This window comes from Bacillus sp. JZ109 (assembly GCF_053903135.1).
This window is the reverse complement of sequence record NZ_CP096388.1, coordinates 3,335,531-3,361,187: the sequence shown is the minus strand read 5'-3', so window position 1 is coordinate 3,361,187 and position 25,657 is coordinate 3,335,531. Positions and strand designations below refer to the sequence as shown.

Below are 25,657 nucleotides of genomic sequence, written 5' to 3'. Positions count from 1 at the left end.
TAAACAACCGCCCTGCCGTTCGGCAAGGGCGGTTTCTTTATGAAACAAATTGGTGGATCAGGTTGTCGATATCGATGATACTGCCATCCTCTTTCCGATAGACAACATGCTCCTTGGAAAAGTGAATCGGCGAATTGATCCCTGCTGCGGCTGCAAGATTAAACAGCCCCTCGCGCAGGGAAATGACGTAGTTGCAGACACGATGCTGTTTTTCCTCAACGCTCAACGCTTTTTGCAATTTCGGATCTGTCGTCGCCACACCTGCCGGACAGGTGTTGGTGTGGCAGACGAGAGCGCGGATGCAGCCAACGGAAAACATCATGCCGCGTGCGATGTTGACAAAGTCAGCGCCGAGGGCTAAGGCGACCGCGATTTTATCAGGGGTCAGGAGCTTTCCGGAAGCAAAGATTTTCAGCTGGCTGCGCAAGCCGTACTGTTTAAGAAGCGTGTCAACAATAGGCAGCGCTGTCATAATCGGAAGGCCGACTGTATCCGCGAGCTCGTAAAAGGAAGCTCCGGTACCGCCTTCACTTCCGTCGATCGTGATAAAATCCGGATGCTTTCCGCTTTTCTGCATATGAGAGAAAAGCTCATGCAATTCTTCAGGATGCCCTGCGACCAGTTTGATGCCGACTGGCTTTTGTCCGACATCTCTAAGTTTTTCAATAAAGTCGAGCATTTCAGGAGGGTTTGAGAATTCATAAAAGCGGTTCGGGCTGTCAATCGACTTTCCAGGTTCGACATTCCGAATATCTGCCACTTCCTCTGATACTTTGGCGCCGTCCACATGGCCGCCGCGGGTTTTCGCTCCTTGTGCCAGCTTTAGCTCAAACGCTTTAATCTGGTCAATCCTGCTTTTTCTTTTAAATTCCTCCCATGAAAATTCCCCGTTTCTTTTGCGCACGCCGAATAGGCCCGGTCCGATTTGGCAAATGATATCCCCGCCGCCCTTTAAGTGATACTCAGACAATCCTCCTTCACCTGTATTCATCCAGGTGCCGCCTGCCTGATGGAGCCCTTTTGAGAGCGCCGTAACAGCCCGTTCTCCAAGAGAACCGTAGCTCATGGCGGACTGGCCGACTAAGCCCTTCACATAAAATGGCTTCTCGCATGTATGCTCGCCAATCACCTGTACATCATCAGGATGGAGAAAATACGGGTCTGCCTTGATATGTTCGGCATGCTCCTTGCGTTTGAATAGATTGTCAGCATCCATTTTATAGATTTGGGTTTCAATTTTTGGCGTTTGATTTACGTGCATTTCTTCCCTTTGTTTTGGAAACATAGCGTTACGGATATAATAGCCAGGTTTATCAAAATCTCTTACAGATCCAAAGCCCATCATTCTGCTTTTGTATTTGCCGGAGATGACGGTTTGCTCATATTCCTTTCGTGAAAATGGCTGCTCTTCATTGTCATTGCTGTATAAATACTGTCTGAGCTCCGGCCCGATTTTTTCAAGGATATACCGAAACCTTCCGATGACGGGATAGTTGCGAAGAATTGAGTGCTCCTGCTGTTTTTCATCCTTTATGTAGATCCAGGCAAACAAGACGATCGGGATAGCGATGATCCCAATGATAAATGCGATGAGTGCTATTATGATGGTTTCCATCTCTCAGCCTCCCTTTTTATGTAACCATTTCCACAGTAGAACACTTTCCAAACAATAGCAGAAGGAATCTGGTGAAAAATGTGTGCTCCTGCCGATACAGGACTCACCATGCAGGTACTGCCCTATGCTCTCTTTTTTTATGAAAATAGAATCAAAACACCTTTTTCAGTGAATAACGAGATTAACGGCTTTTTCCGTTTTTCCGCGCTATGTGAATTTGTTATAATGTTTAAATGGTAACAAACGAATGGAGGAACGTATGACGTGTACGATGTAACAGAGTGGAAGCATGTCTTTAAACTCGATCCAAATAAAGATTTGCCTGACGAACAGCTGGAGATTCTTTGCGAATCAGGAACGGATGCGGTCATTATCGGAGGCAGTGATGGTGTGACAGAGGATAATGTCCTGCGGATGATGTCTAAGGTAAGACGGTTTTTGGTACCGTGTGTCCTTGAGGTATCAGCGATTGAAGCGATCGTTCCCGGCTTTGACTTATATTTTATTCCGAGTGTATTAAACAGCAAAAACGCGGATTGGATTGTCGGAATGCACCAGAAAGCCATGAAGGAATACGGAGAACTGATGTCTATGGAAGAAATCGTGGCGGAGGGCTACTGCATCGCAAATCCAGATTGCAAAGCCGCGGCACTGACTGAAGCGGACGCCGATCTGAATATGGATGATATTGTCGCCTATGCGCGTGTGTCGGAGCTGCTGCAACTGCCGATTTTTTATTTAGAATACAGCGGCGTGCTTGGAGACATAGAAGCTGTCAAGAAAACGAAGGCTGTATTGGAAACGTCCACCTTGTTTTACGGCGGCGGCATCAAGGATGCGGAAACGGCCAAGCAGTACGCAGAGCATGCGGACGTGATCGTTGTAGGCAATGCTGTGTATGAAGATTTTGACAGGGCTTTGAAAACAGTAGCGGCTGTGAAAGGCGAGTAGTAAATTGTACGGATTTGGTTTATGATAGAACATATGTTTTGTATAGGCGGGTGAACAAATTTTGAATTATATTAGCAATCAATTACTAAGCGGTTTAAACCCCGTTCAGCAGGAAGCAGTCAAAACAACGGACGGGCCCCTTTTGCTGATGGCGGGAGCGGGAAGCGGAAAGACGCGTGTCCTGACACACAGAATTGCTTATTTAATGGCAGAAAAGCATGTGGCGCCGTGGAACATTCTGGCGATCACATTTACAAATAAAGCGGCACGCGAAATGAAAGAACGTGTGGAAAGCATCCTTGGACCCGGCGCGGACGATATCTGGATTTCCACATTCCACAGTATGTGCGTGCGGATCTTGCGCAGAGATATCGACCGGATTGGGATCAACCGAAATTTCTCCATCCTTGATACGGCTGACCAGCTTTCAGTGATCAAGGGGATTTTGAAGGAGCGCAATCTTGATCCGAAGAAGTTTGACCCGAGAAGCATCCTCGGCACGATCAGCAGTGCAAAAAACGAATTGACCGAACCGGAGGAATTCTCTAAAGTTGCCGGCGGCTACTACGATCAGGTGGTCAGCGATGTATATGCTGATTATCAGAAGAAGCTATTGAAAAACCAGTCGCTCGATTTTGACGATTTGATTATGACGACGATTAAACTGTTTGACCGAGTGCCGGAAGTGCTTGAATTTTATCAGCGCAAATTCCAGTACATCCATGTTGATGAGTATCAGGATACGAACAGGGCGCAATACATGCTCGTTAAGCAGCTTGCCGAGCGTTTCCAGAACCTTTGCGTTGTCGGGGATTCTGATCAGTCAATCTACAGATGGCGCGGCGCGGATATCACCAACATTCTTTCATTTGAAAAAGATTATCCGAATGCAAGCGTGATTTTGCTAGAACAAAACTATCGTTCAACGAAACGGATTTTGCGCGCGGCTAACGAGGTCATTAAAAACAACTCTAACCGCAAACCGAAAAATTTGTGGACGGAAAACGATGAAGGCATCAAGATTTCCTATTATCGCGGTGATAATGAGTTCGGTGAAGGACAGTTTGTGGCCGGCAAAATTCATCAGCTTCACAGCACAGGCAAGCGGAAGCTGTCGGATATCGCCATTTTATACCGGACAAACGCGCAGTCCCGTGTGATTGAGGAAACGCTTCTCAAAGCGGGTTTGAACTATAACATTGTCGGCGGCACAAAGTTCTATGACAGAAAAGAAATTAAAGACATTCTTGCGTACCTGCGCCTCGTATCCAATCCGGATGACGATATCAGTTTCACGCGCATTGTCAATGTGCCGAAGCGCGGAGTCGGCGCGACATCACTTGAAAAAATCGCTTCGTATGCGGCCATAAACGGCTTGTCATTTTTCCAAGCGATTCAGCAGGTTGATTTTATCGGCGTCAGTGCCAAAGCGGCAAACGCGCTTGACAGCTTTAGACAGATGATTGAAAACCTGACAAATATGCAGGATTACTTATCCATTACAGAGCTGACAGAAGAAATTCTTGATAAGACGGAATACAGAGAAATGCTGAAGGCCGAGAAATCGATCGAAGCCCAAAGCCGTTTAGAAAACATCGACGAGTTCCTGTCTGTTACGAAAAACTTTGAACAGAAAAGTGAAGACAAGACACTCGTTGCGTTCCTGACAGACTTGGCGTTGATCGCAGATATTGATCAGCTCGATCAGAAGGAGGAAGAGTCAGGCGGCAAGGATGCGATCACCCTGATGACACTGCACGCTGCGAAAGGACTGGAGTTCCCGGTTGTTTTCTTGATGGGGCTTGAAGAAGGCGTCTTCCCGCACAGCCGTTCACTCATGGAGGAAGCGGAAATGGAAGAAGAACGCCGCCTTGCGTACGTTGGGATTACAAGGGCGGAACAGGAGCTTTATCTGACCAATGCTAAAATGCGCACCTTGTTTGGCCGGACAAATATGAACCCGGAATCTCGCTTCATTGCTGAAATACCGGATGATTTATTGGAAAACCTAAATGAGAAAAAAGAAACGAGAGCGACGTCTGCGAGAAAAATGCAGCCGAGACGCGGCCCTGTTTCACGCCCGGTATCCTACGCCAGCAAAACAGGCGGCGACACCTTGAACTGGGCAGTCGGAGATAAGGCGGGCCATAAAAAATGGGGAACAGGAACTGTCGTCAGCGTGAAAGGCGAAGGAGAAGGGACAGAGCTTGATATTGCCTTCCCGAGCCCTGTCGGCGTGAAACGCCTGTTAGCAGCATTTGCTCCTATTGAAAAGCAGTAATTGAAGAGGAAAGGAAGAAGCAGATGGACAAAGAAACAGCGAAGCAGCGGGCAGAAGAACTGCGCCGCACCATCAACAAGTATAGCTATGAATATTACACCTTAGATGAACCGAGCGTCCCAGATGCCGAATACGACAGATTGATGCAGGAGCTGATTGCGATCGAGGATGAGCACCCAGACCTCAGAACGCCTGACTCTCCTACGCAGCGCGTCGGCGGAGCCGTGCTTGAAGCGTTTCAAAAAGTCACCCACGGCACACCGATGCTCAGTCTGGGCAACGCCTTTAATGCTAATGATCTTCGTGATTTCGACCGCCGTGTGCGCCAAGCCGTCGGCGACGATGTGGCGTATAATGTGGAGCTGAAAATAGACGGTCTTGCTGTTTCTCTCCGTTATGAAGACGGCTATTTTGTCAGAGGAGCCACCCGGGGTGACGGAACGACGGGAGAGGATATCACGGAGAATCTGAAGACGATTCGCAATATCCCCCTCAAAATGAACCGTGAGCTGTCGATCGAAGTGCGCGGCGAGGCGTATATGCCGAAGCGTTCGTTTGAAGCACTCAATGAGGAACGGATTAAAAATGAAGAAGAACCGTTCGCTAATCCGCGAAATGCCGCGGCGGGATCACTTAGACAGCTCGATCCGAAAATTGCAGCGAAACGAAACCTCGATATCTTCGTCTACAGTATAGCGGAGCTTGACGAGATGGGTGTAGAGACGCAAAGCCAAGGGCTTGATTTTCTCGACGAACTCGGATTTAAAACGAATCAGGAACGAAAAAAATGCGGCAGCATAGAAGAAGTCATAGTGCTGATCGATGAGCTTCAGGCGAAGCGCGCGGACCTGCCGTATGAAATAGACGGCATTGTTATTAAAGTCGATTCTCTCGATCAACAGGAGGAGCTCGGTTTTACGGCGAAAAGCCCGCGCTGGGCCATCGCGTATAAGTTTCCTGCTGAAGAGGTCGTGACGAAGCTTCTTGATATCGAATTAAATGTCGGCAGAACGGGTGTGATTACGCCGACCGCGATTCTTGAGCCGGTAAAAGTTGCCGGCACAACGGTCTCAAGAGCATCCCTTCATAACGAAGATTTAATTAAAGAGAAGGACATTCGGATTTTGGATAAGGTTGTCGTCAAAAAAGCGGGCGATATCATCCCGGAAGTTGTGAATGTCCTCGTTGAACAGCGCACAGGAGAAGAAAAGGAATTCAGCATGCCGACGGAATGTCCTGAATGCGGCAGTGAGCTCGTCCGGATCGAAGGAGAAGTGGCGCTTCGCTGCATTAACCCTGAATGTCCGGCGCAAATCCGGGAAGGGCTGATCCATTTCGTTTCCCGCAATGCCATGAACATTGATGGGCTCGGCGAACGAGTGATCACACAGCTGTTTGAGGAAAACCTTGTCCGCAATGTGGCAGATTTATATAAGCTGACGAAGGAACGAGTCATCCAGCTCGAGCGCATGGGCGAAAAGTCCACTGAAAACCTGATCAGCTCCATCCAAAAATCAAAAGAAAATTCGTTAGAGCGTCTGCTGTTTGGGCTTGGCATCCGTTTTATCGGATCAAAGGCCGCAAAGACGCTTGCCATGCATTTTGAAAGCTTGGAGAACCTGAAAAAAGCCTCTAAAGAGGAACTTCTCGCGGTAGATGAAGTCGGTGAAAAAATGGCTGATGCTGTGATCACCTATTTTCATAAAGAAGAAATGCTTGAACTCTTGAATGAACTTCAGGAGCTGGGCGTAAACACGCTCTACAAAGGCCAGAAAAAAGTAAAAGCAGAGGACAGCGACTCTTACTTTGCCGGTAAAACAATTGTTCTGACAGGAAAGCTGGAAGAGCTGTCAAGAAACGAAGCCAAAGCGCAAATTGAAGCGCTGGGCGGAAAGCTGACTGGAAGCGTCAGCAAAAACACAGACTTAGTCATCGCCGGAGAAGCGGCGGGAAGCAAGCTGACAAAAGCACAAGAGCTGAACATTGAAGTGTGGAATGAAGAACAGTTAATGGGAGAGCTAAAGAAATAAGAGGAGTGTTTTCTATTGAAAAAGACGTTGGCATTGGCGGCAACGGCGGCAGTATTAATGCTGTCTGCCTGCTCGTCAGGTTTTGGGGGGGAGAAGGAGGAAGAGATTACGCAAAAGACGGCGAAATCGTCAGAAAAAGCGATTGTCCCGAAATATAATATCTCTGACTCCTATTACAAAATGGTGCTGCCGTTTAAGGCAGGCAAAGCGCGCGGCTTAACAACGGAACAGCTGAATACTAGGCTGGACATTGACGAGTTTGAAACAGGGCTGATGCGTCTTGCCCAAGATTCTTTCTCGACTGACGATTATCTGTTCCAAGAAGGACAATATTTAGATGAGGATACAGTATTAAGCTGGCTGGCACGGAAAAAAACGGGCTCTGATTTGAAAAAAGCCGAAAAAGAAGATAAAAACTTCAAAAATGAAGGCTTGAACCCAGCGCTCCCGAGCTCTGGTTCAACAGAAGAAAAGAACGAAAGCAGCCCGATTTATTTAGCATCCATGCTTGAGCACGATTATTTAGTCAGAAAGGACAAGAATTCTATCCAGCTTGGCGGCGTCATGATCGGACTGGCGTTAAACTCCGTGTATTACTATCGTGAAAAAACTGGCGACCCGCAAAAAGAAGTGGAGATTAAGGACAGCACGCTTCGCCAGCAGGGAGAAAAAATTGCACAGGAGGTTATTAACCGCCTCCGCAAAAAAGATAACTTGAAGAATGTGCCGATTACCGTCGCGCTTTATAAGCAGGCGTCAAAAACATCGATTGTGCCGGGGAACTTCATCGCCAAAACAGAGGTCAAAGCAGGCTCTACTGATATCTCAAATTGGGATGACATCAATGAAAAATATGTATTCTATCCGGCAGATACAACCACAGCAGAAAAATATCCGGATGACACCGAGGTCTTTAAGCGGTTCAAAAACTCAATTGAAGAATATTTCCCGAACTATACAGGCGTTGTCGGTACAGCGCTGTATGAAAATGATGAAATGAAGAAAATGAAGATTGACATACCAATGCAATTCTACGGAAAAAGTGAAGTTGTCGCGTTTACCCAGTTTTTAACGGGTGAAGTGATGGACTACTACTCTAAAGGCTCAGTTGATGTCGAAGTCAATATCACGTCCTCAGACGGACAGGAAGCGGTTATTATCCGCAATGCCGGAGATAAAGAGCCGACTGTTCACATTTATGACTGATAGAAAACCCTTGTGCCATATTGGCACAAGGGTTTTTATGTTACAATTAACAGGAAAAGGGAAATTATTTTCGCTTCTGCCGAAACACAAATCAAGGGGAGGTATGTTGATGCTGGAAATCGTGTGAAAACAATCATTATCAAATCTATAGCAATGAAAGGATGTTAGACATGCATAAAGATATCAAAAAAATATTTCATGAAGAGCAGGTTTTGGCAGAAGCTGCAGCGAGATACGGTTTCTCAAAAGATCAGGTGCGTTTTCTGGCTGATGCGGAAAACTATGTATATGAATGTATGAAAGACAATCAACCTTATATTTTAAAGATTACCCACACGATTCGGAGATCTTCTGATTATATAATGGGAGAGATGGAATGGCTCCGTCACCTTGCAATAGGGGGAATTTCAGTAGCCAAACCGCTCCCGTCGCTGAACGGAAAAGACGTAGAAGCAGTGCCGGACGGAAACGGCGGGTCATTTTTATTGAGAGTGTATGAGAAAGCTCCGGGGCAAAAAGTGGATGAATCGGGCTGGAATGAAACGCTATTTTATGAGCTTGGCAGATACACAGGCAGCATGCATAGCCTGACAAAAAGCTACAAATTGAGCAATCCCGCTTTCAAAAGACAGGAATGGGATGAAGAGGAGCAATTAAAGCTGAGAAAATATGTGCCTGAAGATCAGATAAAGGTGTTTCAGCAAGCCGATTCTTTGATGAATGAACTGCGGAGGCTCCCGAAAAGCCAGGACAGCTACGGCTTGGTGCATGCGGATCTGCACCATGGCAATTTTAACTGGGATCATGGCAAAATCACGGCATTTGATTTTGATGATATCGGCTACAACTGGTTTGTTAACGATATTAGCATTCTTCTCTACAATGTCCTGTGGTATCCTGTTGTGCCATATGATGATAAAGCTGCGTTTACAGAAGAATTTATGACGCATTTTATGAAAGGGTACTGGGAGGAAAATGAGCTTGACCCTGCATGGCTGATGATAATACCTGATTTCCTCCGCCTTCGCCATATGCTGATTTACGGATTGCTGCATCAGATGTTTGACCTTAACACAATAGGAGAAGAAGAAAAAGAAATGCTGGCCGGTTTCAGAAGAGATATAGAGAATGGCACGCCGATTACAGCATTTGATTTTTCAGCACTGGTGTAGATAGAAAAAGCCAATGGGATTCCAGTCCCATTGGCTTTTATAATGTATCACACTTCACGCCGACTACGCCTTCAATGGCTTTAATGTCATAGTAGACATCGGTCGTGTATCTGTTTTTATGGACGCGGACCTTCACTTCCATAATTGGAAAATCCTTTTCGCCCAGGTCGTCGATCCGAACGGAGTGTGCTTTGATATCTCTTCTTTTCATTTCTTTTAAAATCTCTGTCATTTTGTCTTTATCAGAAAGCGACATTCTGATGCGGATGTCTTTTTCCTGCAGGCGGTCGGGGCCGATTTTTCTGACCACCCATGGGAGAAATTCCACGCTGATCAGGATGAACAGAAGACTGGCAAACGCTTCTTTATAAAAACCGGCTCCCGTAGCAAGCCCGAGCCCCGCTGCCCCCCAGATCATGGCCGATGTCGTCAGGCCAGAAATGACATCATTGCTTTTTCGCAGGATGACACCGGCGCCGATAAACCCGACGCCGGAGATGATTTGTGCCGGCAGACGAAGCGGATCCATCATGATGCGGTAGTATTTAGGGAAATGATATGCCGCATTAATACTGACGATCGTCAGCATGCATGAGCTGACTGCGATGACAATACAGGTTTTTAATCCGAGCGGCTTATTTTTTAATTCGCGTTCAAGCCCGATGACCATGCCAATCAATGTGGCAATGCCCAATTTCAATAAAATATCAGGATCAATATACCAGCTCAACAGCAAACTTCCCCCTTCTCTATGGTGTTTTTAAATAAATATGATTTTCTCACAGTATTTATCGCAAAACAAGGGCACAAAAGCCACCAAGCTGCGCTTGATGGCTTATTGCTTACTTTTTGCGTTTTAACAGCTTTTCCATGACACCGAATAATCGGTAAGAGGCTTTTGCAGGACGTTTTGTGATCATGCTGACAATGATGCCGGCAATCATACTGAGAATAAACCCAGGGATGATTTCGTACACACCGGTTGATTTTGCCAGGCCGGTTGTAATCCAGATCAACACGGTCGCAGCCCCGACAATCATGGCAGCAAGCGCGCCCCATTCGTTCATTCGCTTCCAATACAGACTGAGCAGAATCGCAGGTCCGAAAGCTGAACCGAAGCCGGCCCAAGCGTATCCGACCAAATCAAGAATGGTGCTGTTCGGGTTCAATGACAAGAGTACCGCGATAACGGCAATGACTAAGACGGACAATCGCCCGATCATGACCAATTCTTTATCAGAAGCTTTTCGTCTGAAAAATGACCGGTATAAATCCTCTGTAACAGCACTTGCTGTGACCAAGAGCTGTGAGGAAATCGAACTCATGATGGCAGCCAAAATAGCTGACAATAAGAACCCTGTAATTAATGGGTGGAACAAGATTTTAGAGAAGATAATGAAAATCATCTCCGGATCTTTTACAGCAACTCCGAATTTATGGGCGTATGCAACACCGATTAAACCCGTCAGCACGGAACCTAGAACTGTAATGATCATCCAGCTCATGCCGATTCGGCGTGCAGGCTTCAAATCTTTAATGTTTTTAATCGCCATAAATCGGACGATGATATGAGGCTGGCCGTAGTAGCCCAAGCCCCAGGCTAAATAGGAAATAATGCTAATGACGCTCGCGCCTTTAAAAATATCCAATAAGTGTGGGTTAACAGCGCCGATTTCATGGAGAGTCGGAGCAACGCCGCCCACGTGGGTAAAAGCAACGATCGGCACAAGCACTAGTGCTGCAAACATGATCGCACCCTGCACGAAGTCAGTCAGACTGACAGCAAGGAAACCGCCAAACAGTGTGTATAATACGACAACTGCGGTGGTCAGAAACAAGCCTAATTTGTAATCCGCACCAAAAGCAGATTCAAACAGCCGTCCGCCAGATACCATACCGGAAGAGGTATACAATGTGAAAAAGATCATGATGATCAATGCAGATACGATTTTCAGCAGTGATGAAGAATGCTGGAATCGTTTATCAAAGAAATCAGGAATCGTAATCGCATCATCCGCCGCTTCTGTATAAGCACGCAGCCTTGGAGCCAGCAGCAAGTAATTTGAGTACGCCCCGATTGTAAGACCTAAAGCAAGCCATAAGGTGGACAGCCCTGTCGCAAACATCGCGCCGGGAACACCCATCAGCATCCATCCGCTCATATCGGCCGCGCCGGCAGACAAAGCAGTAACGAATGGTCCGAGGCCTCTTCCTCCAAGCATGTAATCATTGATGTCAGTGGTTTTCTTGAATGCATACCAGCCGATTAACAGCATGGCAATAAAGTAAATTCCTAAAGATATAATAATTTCAATACTCACGTTTTACCCTCTCTTCATTTCTAATAATGTTGCATCACCTCTCAAATTGATGGTGCCAGTTAAGCAGCCTGGCGTAAGTGCAAAACAAAAGAAATTCTTTTGCGGGTGCACTTGGTAACTTAACCTAACAAAGTATTCCCGGCCATTCAAGCGATGAAACATTGATCATAAACTGGAAATACCGTTGCAAACCTAGAAGGGAATAAAGAATAAAACGCTTTCAAAAAATAATTAAAGTAAAAATATTCAGAAAAATATTTCGTTTCTCCTTCTCCTCATTTTAGTATAAAATATATAGGGTATTGTTTCGAAAACACAGGCCTGTCTCAAGGCGTTTTGTTGCTTTAAAGGGCTTGTTTTTGATATGATCAGTATTATATGACTTAACGGAGAAATATGTGGAGGTGGATCATATGTCACGAATTTCAATAGAAGAAGTAAAGCACGTTGCGCACCTTGCAAGACTTGCGATTACTGAAGAAGAAGCAAAAATGTTCACTGAACAGCTCGACAGTATCATTTCATTTGCCGAGGAGCTTAATGAGGTTAACACAGACAATGTGGAGCCTACAACTCACGTGCTGAAAATGAAAAATGTCATGAGAGAAGATGAAGCGGGTAAAGGTCTTCCGGTTGAGGATGTCATGAAAAATGCGCCTGACCATAAAGACGGCTATATTCGTGTGCCATCAATTCTGGACTAAAGGAGGGACACAAGAATGTCATTATTTGATCATAAAATCACAGAATTAAAACAGCTCATACATAAAAAAGAGATTAAGATTTCTGATCTGGTTGATGAATCTTATAAACGCATCCAAGCGGTTGATGATAAGGTACAAGCCTTTTTGGCATTAGATGAAGAAAGAGCGCGCGCATACGCGAAGAAGCTTGATGAGGCGGTTGACGGCCGTTCTGAGCACGGTCTTCTTTTCGGTATGCCGATCGGCGTAAAAGATAATATCGTAACAAAAGGGCTGCGCACAACATGCTCCAGCAAAATTCTCGAAAACTTTGATCCGATTTACGATGCTACTGTCGTTCAGCGCCTTCAAGACGCTGAAGCGGTCACAATCGGAAAACTGAACATGGACGAATTCGCCATGGGGTCATCTACAGAAAACTCAGCTTACAAGCTGACGAAAAATCCTTGGAACCTGGATACAGTTCCCGGCGGTTCAAGCGGCGGATCTGCGGCTGCGGTTGCTGCGGGAGAAGTTCCGTTTTCTCTTGGATCTGACACAGGCGGCTCCATCCGTCAGCCGGCTTCTTTCTGCGGCGTTGTCGGATTAAAACCTACATACGGACGTGTATCTCGTTACGGACTGGTCGCATTTGCGTCTTCATTAGACCAAATCGGACCGATTACACGTACGGTTGAGGATAACGCGTTTTTACTTCAAGCGATTTCCGGCGTAGATAAAATGGACTCCACGAGTGCAAATGTGGACGTGCCTGATTTTCTTTCTTCATTAACTGGCGACATCAAAGGACTGAAAATCGCCGTTCCGAAAGAATACCTTGGTGAAGGTGTCGGCAAAGAAGCGAGAGAATCTGTCTTGGCAGCGCTGAAAGTCCTTGAAGGTCTCGGCGCTACATGGGAAGAAGTGTCTCTTCCGCACAGTAAATATGCGCTTGCGACATATTACCTGCTGTCATCTTCTGAAGCGTCAGCGAACCTTGCACGCTTTGACGGCATCCGCTACGGCTACCGCACAGACAACGCGGATAACCTGATCGACCTTTACAAGCAAACGCGCGCTGAAGGTTTTGGAAATGAAGTCAAACGCCGCATCATGCTTGGAACGTTTGCTTTAAGCTCAGGCTACTACGATGCGTACTACAAAAAAGCGCAAAAAGTGCGTACGTTGATTAAGAAGGATTTCGAAGACGTATTTGAAAAATATGATGTTATTGTTGGACCGACTACACCGACACCTGCGTTTAAAATCGGTGAAAACACGAAGGATCCGCTCACAATGTACGCAAACGATATCTTAACGATTCCGGTCAACCTTGCCGGCGTACCGGGAATCAGCGTGCCATGCGGATTAGCAGACGGTCTTCCGCTCGGCCTGCAAATCATCGGAAAACACTTTGATGAAAGCACTGTATACCGCGTTGCTCATGCATTTGAACAAGCGACAGACCATCATAAAGCAAAACCTGAACTGTAAGGGGTGAAAAGAATTGAACTTTGAAACGGTAATCGGACTTGAAGTCCACGTTGAGTTAAAAACAAAATCAAAAATTTTCTCAAGCTCTCCAACGCCATTCGGCGCGGAGGCGAATACGCAGACAAGCGTCATTGACCTCGGATACCCGGGCGTCCTGCCTGTCCTGAACAAAGAAGCCGTTGAATTCGCAATGAAAGCCGCTATGGCGCTCAACTGTGAGATCGCAACGGATACGAAGTTTGACCGCAAAAACTATTTCTATCCTGACAACCCGAAAGCGTATCAGATTTCTCAATTTGATAAGCCAATCGGCGAAAACGGCTGGATCGAAATTGAAGTCGGCGGCAAAACAAAACGCATCGGCATCACGCGCCTTCACCTTGAAGAGGATGCCGGAAAGCTGACGCATACAGGCGACGGCTATTCTCTTGTTGACTTCAACCGTCAGGGAACGCCACTTGTTGAGATCGTATCAGAGCCGGATATCCGCACGCCGGAAGAAGCGTACGCGTATCTTGAAAAGCTGAAATCCATCATCCAATATACAGGCGTTTCCGACTGTAAAATGGAAGAAGGCTCACTTCGCTGTGACGCCAATATCTCTCTTCGTCCGATCGGCCAAGAGGAATTCGGCACAAAAACAGAATTGAAAAACTTGAACTCCTTTGCGTTTGTTCAAAAAGGCCTTGAGCATGAAGAAAAACGCCAAGAGCAGGTTCTTCTTTCCGGCGGCGTCATCCAGCAAGAAACTCGCCGTTATGATGAAGCAACGAAGAAAACCATTCTTATGCGTGTCAAAGAGGGATCTGACGACTACCGTTACTTCCCAGAGCCAGATCTAGTCGAGCTCTACATTGATGATGAATGGAAGGAACGCGTAAAAGCAAGCATTCCTGAGCTTCCGGATGAGCGCCGCAAGCGTTATATCGAAGAGCTTGGCTTGCCTGCATATGACGCGATGGTTCTGACGCTGACAAAAGAAATGGCTGATTTCTTCGAAGAAACCGTTCAAAAAGGCGCTGAAGCTAAACAAGCGTCTAACTGGCTGATGGGTGAAGTGTCAGCTTACCTAAACGCAGAACAAAAAGAGCTTGCCGATGTTGCCCTGACACCTGAAGGCCTTGCCGGCATGATCAAATTGATTGAAAAAGGCACCATTTCTTCTAAGATCGCGAAGAAAGTGTTTAAAGAATTGATTGAAAAAGGCGGCGACGCTGAGAAGATTGTGAAAGAGAAAGGCCTTGTTCAGATTTCTGACGAAGGCGTGCTTCTGAAGCTTGTCACTGAGGCGCTTGACAACAATCCTCAATCAATCGAAGACTTTAAAAACGGAAAAGACCGCGCGATCGGCTTCCTAGTCGGACAGATTATGAAAGCGTCCAAAGGACAAGCCAACCCGCCGATGGTCAACAAAATTCTGCTTGAAGAAATTAAAAAACGCTAATAAAAAAGCAGCCCTTAGAGGCTGCTTTTTTTATGGTCAAATTGAGATAAAGACAGAGATGAGGGCTCGAAGCCTTTCAACTTCTTTGTCGTTGGTTCCGGTCAAATTGGACAGCATGCCTTTAATAATCGGTTTGCGCGGTTTATCCTGAGTCAATTCTTCCTCGATAACATCAAGTGACACGGTGATATCCTCGGGCAGCGTGCTGTTTTCTTTCACTTTCTGAATGTCCTCAAGCAGCTGGTCTTTCCCCGCAGGCATCGGGTTGAAAATGTCTTTTGGCACAATCGGATTGAGTGCTGAACGGCTCAGCCCCTGTACAAGATCATCCAGTCTTTCAATAATAAAGGCTGAGATTTCTTCTGCATCGATATTAAGCTCACCGTTAAATACCATCACGTTCATATAAGAATGTACAATGCCTCTTGCCATGATGGACAGATCTGCGACGTACGGCTCGATTCCTTTTCCATAGGACGACAGCAAGGCGTTCCGGTACAGCTTATCCGTCTCCATGGTTACTTTGTAAAAGTATTGCTTGATTTCTTGATTTTCCGGAATGATATTTTCGGTAAGCAAAAGTACGATAAAATCTTTATGATCACGAAAATCCTCAAATTGAGCGCCAATTTGTTTTTTCAAAACATCTTTAGGCGGCTTTCCAGCAAGATCTTCTTCTATATTTTTCATTTTGTTCATAGACATACCGATATAATATTCACAGGCAGATAACAGCAGCGCTTCTTTCGATTTGAAGTGCAAATAAAAAGCGCCCTTCGAAATGCCGCATTCACTGGCGATTTCTTGGATCGTCGTAGCTGCGAATCCTTTTTTCGCAAATAAACGAATGCTGGTTTTTATGATTCTCTCTTTTTTTTCATTCATGACGTGCTTCCCCTTAATCCTTGAAAAATTTAGTAAAATTTTCTGGTATATGAGTTGACGTTGTTGCGTTATAACGTTTAGTATTATATAGAATGACCAGTCAGTCAATAAAAAATGTAATGGAGGATATGATGAACCACGTTATTAATTTCGTTCTGAAAAACAAATTCGCCGTATGGCTGATGACGATTATTGTAACGGCAGCCGGCTTGTATGCGGGTATGAATATGAAGCAAGAGTCTATTCCTGACGTGAATATGCCTTACTTGACGATCAGCACGACATATCCGGGTGCGACACCAAGCCAAGTGGCTGATGAAGTGACCAAACCGGTTGAACAAGCCGTGCAGAACTTGGACGGTGTCAGCGTTGTGACGTCGACGTCCTATGAAAACGCATCGTCGGTCATGATTGAATATGATTATGAGAAAGATATGGACAAAGCGAAAACAGAAGCAGCTGAAGCGTTAGAAAACGTCAGCCTGCCTGATGACGCGAAGGATCCGGAGATTTCACGCTACAGCTTGAACTCATTCCCGATTCTGACGCTGAGCGTGTCCAGTGATAAAGATAACCTGCAAGAGCTGACGAAAAAAGTGGAGGACAGCCTCGTTTCTAAGCTTGAAGGCATAGAAGGCGTTGCGTCCGTCCAAGTATCGGGCCAGCAGGTGGAAGAGGTTGAATTCTCTTTCAAAGAAGACAAACTGAAGGAATACGGCCTTGATGAAGATACTGTGAAGAAAGTGATTCAAGGTTCAGATGTGACAACTCCGCTTGGATTGTACACATTCGGAAATGAAGAAAAATCTGTCGTCGTCAGCGGCGATATTGAAACAATTAAAGATTTGAAGAATATGAGAATTCCTACGGCATCTGCTTCAAGTGCAGGCAGCAGCGCAGCATCTCAAGCGGCGGCGCAAAGTGCACAAGCAGCTCAAAGTGCACAAGCTGCAGCACAGGCACAGCAAAGCGCAAGCACAGCAGTGCCGACGGTCAAGCTTTCTGACATTGCTACAATTAAAGATGTGAAAAAAGCTGAATCCGTTTCACGCACAAATGGCAAAGACAGCATCGGCATCAACATCGTTAAAGCAAACGATGCGAATACGGTAGAGGTTGCCGACAATGTCAAAGCTGAGCTGAAGAAGTTCAAAGAAGACCATAAAGGCTTCAACTACAGCGCAACTCTCGACATGGCGGAGCCGATCACACAGTCAGTTGACACGATGTTAAGCAAAGCCATCTTCGGTGCTATTTTTGCGATTGTGATTATTCTCTTATTCTTAAGAGATATCAAATCTACATTAATTTCGGTAGTTTCAATTCCATTATCATTGCTGATCGCACTCCTTGTGCTGCAGCAGCTTGATATCACACTGAATATTATGACGCTCGGCGCAATGACCGTCGCCATCGGACGTGTCGTCGATGACTCCATCGTTGTCATCGAGAACATTTATCGCCGCATGAGACTCAAAGACGAGCCGCTCCGCGGAAAAGCCTTGGTTCGTGAAGCGACGAAGGAAATGTTTAAACCGATCATGTCATCGACGATCGTGACAATTGCGGTATTCCTGCCGCTCGCACTTGTAGGCGGACAAATCGGTGAATTGTTTATTCCATTTGCCTTAACGATTGTTTTTGCGCTTGCCGCATCCCTGGTGATTTCAATCACGCTTGTGCCAATGCTCGCACACAGCCTGTTCAAAAAATCATTAACCGGTGCGCCGATTAAAGCGAAAGAACACAAACCAGGCAGACTTGCAAACATCTATAAAAAAGTATTGAACTGGGCGCTGAGCCACAAATGGATCACGTCTATCATCGCTGTTCTGATGCTCCTTGGAAGCTTGTTCCTTGTACCGTTAATCGGTGCCAGCTACCTGCCGTCCGAGGAAGAAAAAACGATGCAGCTCACATACAGCCCAGAACCGGGTGAAACGAAAAAAGAAGCCGAAAATGAAGCTGAAAAAGCGGAAAAAATCCTGCTTGACCGCAAGCATGTCGATACGGTTCAGTATTCATTAGGCTCTGGCAGCCCGCTCGCCGGAGGAGATTCTAACGGTGCGTTATTCTATATCAAATATGAAAGCGACACACCTAACTTTGATAAAGAAAAAGATAACGTTCTGAAGGAAATCCAAAAGCAATCTGACCGCGGAGAATGGAAGTCACAGGACTTCAGCTCTTCAGGCAATAACAACGAATTAACATACTATGTGTATGGCGATTCTGAAAACGATATTAAAGACACGGTCAAAGACATTGAAAAAATCATGAAAGATGAAAAGGATCTGAAAAACGTAAACTCAGGCCTTTCCAGCACATATGATGAGTACACATTTGTCGCTGACCAAGAAAAACTAAGTAAACTCGGTTTAACTGCGTCTCAAATTTCTCAGGCCTTAATGTCACAAACATCGCAAGAACCGCTCACCACCGTGAAAAAAGACGGCAAAGAGCTTGATGTGAACATTAAGACAGAAAAAGACGAGTATAAGAGTGTGAAAGATTTAGAGAATAAAAAGATCACTTCCGCGACTGGCCAGGAAGTCAAAATCGGCGATGTGGCAAAAGTGAAAGAAGGATCAACATCAGATACTGTGTCAAAACGTGACGGAAAAGTCTATGCGGATGTCACAGGTGAGGTTACATCTGACAACGTCACAGCCGTATCAGCTGCTGTACAGAAGAAAATCGATAAGCTAGACCATCCTGATAACGTATCGATTGACACAGGCGGTGTATCAGCGGATATCGCTGATTCCTTCACGAAGCTCGGTTTAGCGATGCTGGCAGCAATAGCGATCGTTTACCTTGTGCTCGTGATTACCTTCGGCGGAGCGCTAGCGCCATTTGCGATTCTGTTCTCATTGCCGTTCACAGTCATCGGTGCCCTGGTCGGACTTTACGTATCAGGTGAAACGATCAGTCTGAACGCAATGATCGGTATGCTCATGCTGATCGGTATCGTTGTCACGAATGCGATTGTCTTAATTGACCGCGTGATTCATAAGGAAGCGGAAGGCCTGTCTACGAGAGAAGCGCTCTTGGAAGCCGGCTCTACACGTCTCCGTCCGATCCTGATGACAGCCATTGCGACAATCGGCGCCTTGATTCCATTAGCACTCGGCTTTGAAGGCGGAAGCCAGGTCATTTCAAAAGGACTCGGCGTCACGGTTATCGGCGGTTTGATCAGTTCAACGCTTCTGACGCTCCTGATCGTGCCAATCGTATATGAAGTATTGGCGAAGTTCCGCAAGAAAAAACCGGGAACGGAAGAAGAGTAAAAAAACTAAAAGCCTCAGCTCTGCTGGGGCTTTTAGCTTGTTGAAAAACCCTCGCATTCGTTGTCAGGTCTGCGCGTCGGTGCTCACGAATTTTACATTCGCTCCGCTCCAATGCTCCCCCTTCCTAGACTACAAGGGTTTTCAATCAAGCTGAAAGAATGGTAAGGATGACAAAAGCTCAAAACAAGAATCAGTTTTGAGCTTTTGTGCGTTTTCACCTGTAAGATTATGTACATTTTGTTGCGATTTTTTTAACTCATAGTATAATTAAAGGTTGTTAGTGTAAAAATGGATCGGATACTCTTAAGTAGGATGATGAGATAATGAAACGTGCACGCATAATATACAATCCGACTTCAGGACGGGAGATCTTTAAAAAGCATCTTGCCCAGGTCCTGCAAAAATTTGAACAAGCCGGCTATGAAACCTCCACCCATGCGACGACATGCGCAGGAGACGCTACACACGCTGCCAAGGAAGCGGCATTGCGTGAGTTTGACCTGATCATTGCGGCAGGCGGAGACGGAACGATCAACGAGGTCGTCAACGGGCTTGCGCCTTTAGACAACCGGCCGACACTCGGTGTGATTCCTGTCGGCACAACGAACGACTTTGCCAGAGCGCTCGGCATTCCGCGAGAGGATATTTTAAAAGCGGCAGATACGGTCATTAACGGCGTCGCCCGCCCGATTGACATCGGACAGGTCAACGGCCAGTATTTTATCAATATCGCCGGAGGAGGCCGCCTGACGGAGCTGACGTACGACGTGCCAAGCAAACTCAAAACAATGCTAGGCCAGCTTGCTTATTATTTAAAAGGAATGGAAATGCTGCCTTCACTTCGTCCGACAGAAGTCGAGATTGAATATGACGGCAAGCTGTTTCAAGGTGAAATCATGCTGTTTTTGGTCACGCTGACAAATTCCGTCGGCGGGTTCGAAAAGCTCGCGCCGGATTCCAGCCTGAATGACGGCATGTTTGATTTGATGATATTAAAGAAAGCAAACCTTGCTGAATTTATCAGGGTCGCCACGATGGCGCTCCGCGGCGAACACATCAACGACCAGCACATTATTTATACAAAAGCGAACCGCGTGAAAGTCAATGTATCAGAAAAGATGCAGCTGAACCTGGACGGCGAGTACGGCGGCATGCTGCCGGGCGAATTCGTGAATCTGTACCGGCACATTCACGTCGTCATGCCAAAGGAGAAAGCGGAACAGCTGGATGACTAAAAACTTGGCTTTAATAGGCCAAGTTTTTCTTTCGCTTAAAACAAGAGGTGAACATACATGAAAATGAAACCCCCAGTAGAAAAAAACGAATACTATGACGTGACATTTGAGGATTTGACCCACGAAGGAGCGGGCGTCGCAAAGATCCAAGGCTTCCCGATCTTCGTGCCGAACGCCCTGCCGGAGGAAAAAGCCCAAATCAAAGTCACACGTGTCAAAAAAGGGTTCGCCTTCGGCCGTCTGATTGAGCTGAAGGAAGAAAGCCCGCATAGAACGGACGCCCCATGCCCGATTTACAAACAATGCGGAGGCTGCCAGCTTCAGCACATGACCTACGAAGGCCAGCTCCTGTTTAAACAGAAACAAGTCAAAGACGTCTTAGAACGCATCGGCAAGCTGGACCTTTCAAAAGTCACCGTGCACCCGACACTCGGCATGGAAGACCCGTGGAACTACAGAAACAAAGCACAGGTGCCGGTAGGAGAACGGGAAGGCGGACTCGTCGCGGGATTCTATCAGCAAAGAAGCCATGACATCATCGACATGAGCGCCTGCCTGATCCAGCAATCCAAAAACGACGAAGCCGTCCAAGCCGTCAAAGACGTTTGCGCCAAATACGGTGTCAAAGCCTACAATGAAGAACGCCACAAAGGCTGGCTCCGCCACATTATGGTCAGATACGGCGTTGTTACGGGCGAAATGATGATCGTTTTCATCACAAGAACAAACGATTTCCCGCATAAAGCGAAGATCATCGAAGACATCACAGCGCAATTCCCGCACGTCAAATCCATCGTGCAAAACATCAACCCAAACAAAACAAACGTCATTTTTGGCAACGAAACAAACGTCATCTGGGGCGAAGAATACATCTACGACCTCATCGGAGATGTCAAATTCGCCATCTCCGCCAGATCGTTCTATCAGGTCAACCCGGAGCAGACAAAGGTGCTCTACGACAAAGCGCTTGAGTACGCTGAGCTTCAAGGGGAAGAAACCGTCATTGACGCTTACTGCGGCATCGGAACGATTTCTCTCTTCCTGGCAAAGCAGGCGAAAAAAGTGTACGGCGTAGAAATTGTACCGGAGGCAATTGAGGATGCCAAACGCAACGCTGAATTAAACGGCATCACAAACGCAGAGTTCGCGGTCGGGGAAGCGGAAACCGTGATTCCAAAGTGGTATGAAGAAGGCATCACGGCCGATACGCTAGTCGTAGACCCGCCAAGAAAAGGTTGCGACGAAGCCCTCCTGCGGACAATTGTGGAGATGAAACCGAAGCGGGTTGTGTACGTTTCCTGTAATCCTGGCACGCTTGCGAGGGATTTGCGGGTGCTTGAGGATGGCGGGTATGCGACGCGCGAAGTGCAGCCTGTGGATATGTTTCCGCATACGAATCATGTGGAGTGTGTGGCTCAAATTAGTCTAAAAGAAGAAGCAGGTTTCCATTAAGTGGATTCCTGCTTTTAGTTTTAAAGAGGGTTGTGTTTATAATGACAATTATCCTCAATTGTTTTACTTTTTGAAAGGTTCTTTGCATTCGTACTTGAATTTTCTAAGGTTAAAGCATTGTTAAACCATATAACATACTAAACAGATAACAAGCACTTCTTATTTTAGTCAGTTTTCTCTCACTTTAAACTGGCATATATTTGAGTAAAATGTGAAATTTTAGTATTATAAATATAAGGACAATTAGAATTTGATTAGCTTATAAAAAAACCCTTAAAAATTTTTAGAATAAAAGAGAATGAAGGGGTACCTATGAGAGCAACAATTAACACATTTAAATCGATCTCCTTTACCGAGAATAAAATTGAATTACATTTCATTGACTTAGAAGATTATTCATTAGAACTCATGGAATACATAAACCATCACTTTGTTACAATCTGTGAAGGTGATAGTGGAAGTGATATTGAAACAGTAAAGCAAAGAGCAAGAGATTTTTTTGAACACAAATCAGATGAAATAAAAATGGGAGCTATTGCTGAATTTTTCATACACTTATATCTAAAGAAACAGGGTTTTAAACAGGAATGTACTTTCTTTAATCTTGAGGAAGGCTCAATTAAAAAAGGGTTTGATGGTTATTATTCTAAAGGCGAAGCAGAATGGATTATGGAAAGCAAAGCAGGGAGAAAAGAAAGCCAAAACAGTTCACATTGGAATAAGATCAAAACAGCTTATAATGATCTAACTGATAAATTTAGAGGAGCTGTAAAAAACAATCCTTGGAAAAATGCTTACAATCATGCCTCACTTATTGATGTTGGTACACACAATAGTATAAGGAAAAATATCAAAATGCTATCTGATAATTTCACTAAAAGAATATTCCCTTCAATTAACGATTTTAACATTATACCTGCCTCAACTATTTTTCTTAATGGACAATGGGAGGACTATAACATAGATGAACTAAAAACAAACATACTTGACAAGGTTAGTAAGCTAAATTTTAAAACTATGATTATAATATGTGTTACCAAAAAATCAATTGATCTCTTTTTAGATTTTTTAAGGGCTTAATGGGGGATTTATGAATAATACAGAAAAGTTAAATTTAACGAATATTAATAAGATAGATAGTTTTAATAAAATAATGCGAAAACTAACTATTAAAGAACAATTAACCAGTGAAGAAAAAAGTTATATTCTAGGATGTGCAATTTTGTTCTTAAAACATTATGAATCAGATAGAAGATTTAAGAGTTACCTGGATTTAGCCTACTATATTATTTTGAAATATTCTATATCATATCAAGATTACTTACCTTTGTATGACTTTTCAATTAACTTTGGGTTTTATCCTATTGCGAAGGATATTATAAATTATAATCTATTAGAAGATAATTTGACTCTAAATGATACTTTAATGGAAATTAAATTAGATGGTTTCAGGAATAAAGAATATATTGAAACGTTTCAACAAAAGAAGACTAGAGTTAATATAATAGCTGATGAATCGCAGGACATAAGTTATGTGGCTCCTACATCATTCGGAAAAAGTTCCTTAATAATAGAGCATATTCAACACAATACTATGCATAAAAAAATTGCAATAATTGTTCCGACTAAATCTCTTTTAATACAGACATATAGAGATATTAGGCAGGCGAAAATAGGTAGGAGAATTTTAATTCATGATGAAATGTATCAGGGTGATAATAAGTTTATAGGAATTTTCACTCAAGAAAGAGCCCTCAGATTATTAGATAAGAATAATATACACTTTGATGTACTTTATATTGATGAAGCCCATAACATATTTGGTAAAGATCAAAGAAATATTTTATTATCGAGACTAATTCGAAGAAATCGTACTCGTAATCCGAATCAAAAAACTATTTATCTTTCACCCTTAATATTTGATAGTAATAATTTAAAGATAGATAAGGAACAAGTGATTAGTGAACAAAGAATAACCAATAATATGAAAGAACCCGAAATATTTGAATATAAATCGTCAGGTGAAGTTTTCCAGTATAATAGATTTGTAAACCAATTTTATAAACTGGAATTTAAAGAGGACTTTTTTAAATATATAACAGATAATAAAGGAGAAAAGAACTTTATTTATATAAGATCTCCAAAAAAGATTGAAATGTTTGTAAAGGATTTTGTTAATAAGCTAGTTAATTCTTATCAAACAGATGTAGAAATTCAAGAACTTAAAAATGAACTAGGAGATTTTGTTCATGAAGACTTTTATGTGATAAATTTGCTTTCAAAAGGTGTAATTTACCTTCATGGAAAAATCCCTGATATAGTAAAAGAATATTTAGAGTTCAAATTTAAGAGAATTGATAATCTTAAATATATTATTGCCAACTCTGTAATACTTGAAGGAATCAACTTACCAATTGATACATTATTTATTCTAAATACACATGATATGGATGGCAAGGTATTAACTAATTTAATTGGTAGGGTAAACAGATTAAATAATATATTTAATGGCTATTCTAATCAATTACATAAGTTACTTCCACCGATTCATTTCGTTAACAATGATATATATAATAGGGCAAATGGTAAGATGGAGAATAAAATATTAAAACTTAGAAGTAGTGTATTTAAAGATAAAATTGAAAATCCCACATTAGATTCTTTTGATATTGATAAATTGGGGATTGATAAAAAAAGTAGAAAAGCAGCAGAAGAAAGATTTAATAAAATAATTGAAAATGAAAATATTTTGCTTGTATCAGATGATAACGAAGTAAATCTACTCAAGAAATATTTGATTAATTCAGGATTAGAAAGCGTTTATGATATCAGCAATACAACTTTTTTAGCAATGTTGAGTAATAAGTTGAAATCCATAAAAAATTTATCTGATTCATGGTTAAAAATGAATATAATAGATAAAATCCATTCAGTTTTCATTGAAAATTTGGAAAAATTCATTTTAGATTTTCAATTTTCCCGGTTATCTAACAAACAAGCAAGAAATTATTATAAAAAGTACTTTTTAGTTAATCGAACAAACTCTTTAAAAGAGAATATTAATTTAACATTTAAATATTTTAAAAAACGCATAAAGGAGGGTAATAGTTTATTTTATATAGGAGCTTCCTATGGAGAAGTCAGTAAAGAAACAGGAAATTACAGAGCTAATAATAAAGAAGTCTATATTGATCTTGTAGACAAAACTGATCCGGAAATAATAAACTTAGCAATAGTCAAACTTAAATTAGAAGAGGATTTTGTAAATTATCATCTGAACAAACTTGTTATTGCTCTATATGATTATTCATTAATTTCTGAAGATGAATATAACTTAACTATATATGGAACTAATGATAAAAAGAAGATTAACTTAATAAAGACTGGTTTATCATTAAATCTAATTAATAGACTTCAGAAGGATGGTCAGTTGAAAAATTTACATTTGGATAATAATAATAATTTAATCACTAATGAAAAGTTTAATAAATATAAAAATTCATTAAAAGGGTTTTATAAATTTGAACTAGATAAATTTTTATAAGTAATAATTTTTATTCTCCAAAAACAAAACCAAAGACGCAGCTCGTTAAGCTGC

At 43.6% G+C, this 25,657-nt stretch carries 16 protein-coding genes and 1 pseudogene; 13 read left to right on the top strand and 4 right to left on the bottom strand.

From position 1 onward, the window contains the following. Positions 1 to 37: 37 nt before the first annotated feature. Positions 38 to 1,615, bottom strand: a complete 1,578-nt coding sequence (locus tag M1D94_RS17685) for an FMN-binding glutamate synthase family protein (RefSeq protein ID WP_282627518.1) — start codon at positions 1,613 to 1,615, stop codon at positions 38 to 40. Positions 1,616 to 1,879: 264 nt separating this feature from the next. On the opposite strand from M1D94_RS17685, the gene pcrB reads away from it, so the two are divergent. The 5 genes from pcrB (at position 1,880) to M1D94_RS17660 (ending at position 9,255) form a co-directional block, all read left to right on the top strand. Beyond that, the gene (pcrB, locus tag M1D94_RS17680) at positions 1,880 to 2,566 is read left to right on the top strand and encodes a heptaprenylglyceryl phosphate synthase (RefSeq protein WP_003233922.1); all 687 of its coding nucleotides are present in this window, start codon (positions 1,880 to 1,882) and stop codon (positions 2,564 to 2,566) included. 61 nt (positions 2,567 to 2,627) lie between these two features. Then, on the top strand, positions 2,628 to 4,847 hold the full coding sequence (gene pcrA, locus M1D94_RS17675; protein ID WP_003233919.1) for a DNA helicase PcrA: 2,220 nt from the start codon (positions 2,628 to 2,630) through the stop codon (positions 4,845 to 4,847). Between the two features lie 23 nt (positions 4,848 to 4,870). Then, positions 4,871 to 6,877: an NAD-dependent DNA ligase LigA gene (ligA, locus tag M1D94_RS17670; protein WP_424935177.1), complete on the top strand. Its 2,007-nt coding sequence runs from the start codon at positions 4,871 to 4,873 to the stop codon at positions 6,875 to 6,877. Between the two features lie 15 nt (positions 6,878 to 6,892). Continuing rightward, complete coding sequence (locus M1D94_RS17665) at positions 6,893 to 8,083, top strand: CamS family sex pheromone protein (RefSeq protein WP_014479076.1); 1,191 nt, start codon at positions 6,893 to 6,895, stop codon at positions 8,081 to 8,083. Positions 8,084 to 8,244: 161 nt separating this feature from the next. Beyond that, the gene (locus M1D94_RS17660) at positions 8,245 to 9,255 is read left to right on the top strand and encodes a phosphotransferase enzyme family protein (protein ID WP_282627516.1); all 1,011 of its coding nucleotides are present in this window, start codon (positions 8,245 to 8,247) and stop codon (positions 9,253 to 9,255) included. A 37-nt stretch (positions 9,256 to 9,292) separates the two neighbouring features. Here the strand turns inward: M1D94_RS17660 and M1D94_RS17655 are convergent, their stop codons facing one another. After that, positions 9,293 to 9,991 carry an MgtC/SapB family protein gene (locus M1D94_RS17655; RefSeq protein WP_010886431.1) on the bottom strand — a complete coding sequence of 233 codons (699 nt, stop codon included), beginning with the start codon at positions 9,989 to 9,991 and terminating at the stop codon, positions 9,293 to 9,295. A gap of 106 nt (positions 9,992 to 10,097) precedes the next feature. Further along, on the bottom strand, positions 10,098 to 11,576 hold the full coding sequence (gene opuE, locus M1D94_RS17650) for a proline transporter OpuE (RefSeq protein WP_003233905.1): 1,479 nt from the start codon (positions 11,574 to 11,576) through the stop codon (positions 10,098 to 10,100). A 413-nt stretch (positions 11,577 to 11,989) separates the two neighbouring features. Between opuE and gatC the strand changes: the two genes are divergently transcribed. Genes gatC through gatB form a run of 3 tightly spaced genes read left to right on the top strand, consistent with a single transcriptional unit; the run spans position 11,990 to position 15,197 of the window. Further along, a complete protein-coding gene (gatC, locus tag M1D94_RS17645) occupies positions 11,990 to 12,280 on the top strand; it encodes an Asp-tRNA(Asn)/Glu-tRNA(Gln) amidotransferase subunit GatC (protein ID WP_003219442.1) in 291 nt (96 codons plus the stop codon). Positions 12,281 to 12,295: 15 nt separating this feature from the next. Next, the gene (gene gatA, locus M1D94_RS17640; RefSeq protein ID WP_095252640.1) at positions 12,296 to 13,753 is read left to right on the top strand and encodes an Asp-tRNA(Asn)/Glu-tRNA(Gln) amidotransferase subunit GatA; all 1,458 of its coding nucleotides are present in this window, start codon (positions 12,296 to 12,298) and stop codon (positions 13,751 to 13,753) included. 13 nt (positions 13,754 to 13,766) lie between these two features. Further along, positions 13,767 to 15,197: an Asp-tRNA(Asn)/Glu-tRNA(Gln) amidotransferase subunit GatB gene (gene gatB, locus M1D94_RS17635; protein WP_003219444.1), complete on the top strand. Its 1,431-nt coding sequence runs from the start codon at positions 13,767 to 13,769 to the stop codon at positions 15,195 to 15,197. Between the two features lie 14 nt (positions 15,198 to 15,211). Here gatB and M1D94_RS17630 read toward each other — a convergent pair. Further along, positions 15,212 to 16,082, bottom strand: a pseudogene (locus M1D94_RS17630) (TetR/AcrR family transcriptional regulator). 131 nt (positions 16,083 to 16,213) lie between these two features. Here M1D94_RS17630 and srfP point away from each other — a divergent pair. The 5 genes from srfP to M1D94_RS17605 all read left to right on the top strand — a co-directional run bounded on the left by srfP (position 16,214) and on the right by M1D94_RS17605 (position 25,603). Then, positions 16,214 to 19,372 carry a surfactin resistance protein SrfP gene (gene srfP / locus M1D94_RS17625; RefSeq protein WP_424935176.1) on the top strand — a complete coding sequence of 1,053 codons (3,159 nt, stop codon included), beginning with the start codon at positions 16,214 to 16,216 and terminating at the stop codon, positions 19,370 to 19,372. 323 nt (positions 19,373 to 19,695) lie between these two features. Then, positions 19,696 to 20,607 (top strand): diacylglycerol kinase, encoded by a 912-nt coding sequence (locus tag M1D94_RS17620; protein ID WP_003233894.1) that lies wholly within the window; start codon positions 19,696 to 19,698, stop codon positions 20,605 to 20,607. A 57-nt stretch (positions 20,608 to 20,664) separates the two neighbouring features. Further along, entirely contained in the window at positions 20,665 to 22,059 is a 1,395-nt protein-coding gene (gene rlmD / locus M1D94_RS17615) for a 23S rRNA (uracil(1939)-C(5))-methyltransferase RlmD (RefSeq protein ID WP_282627515.1), read from the top strand. 312 nt (positions 22,060 to 22,371) lie between these two features. Further along, positions 22,372 to 23,139, top strand: a complete 768-nt coding sequence (locus M1D94_RS17610) for a hypothetical protein (protein ID WP_282627514.1) — start codon at positions 22,372 to 22,374, stop codon at positions 23,137 to 23,139. Between the two features lie 10 nt (positions 23,140 to 23,149). Further along, positions 23,150 to 25,603, top strand: coding sequence for a DEAD/DEAH box helicase (locus M1D94_RS17605; protein WP_282627513.1), 2,454 nt, complete (start codon positions 23,150 to 23,152; stop codon positions 25,601 to 25,603). The last annotated feature ends 54 nt before the right edge of the window (positions 25,604 to 25,657 follow it).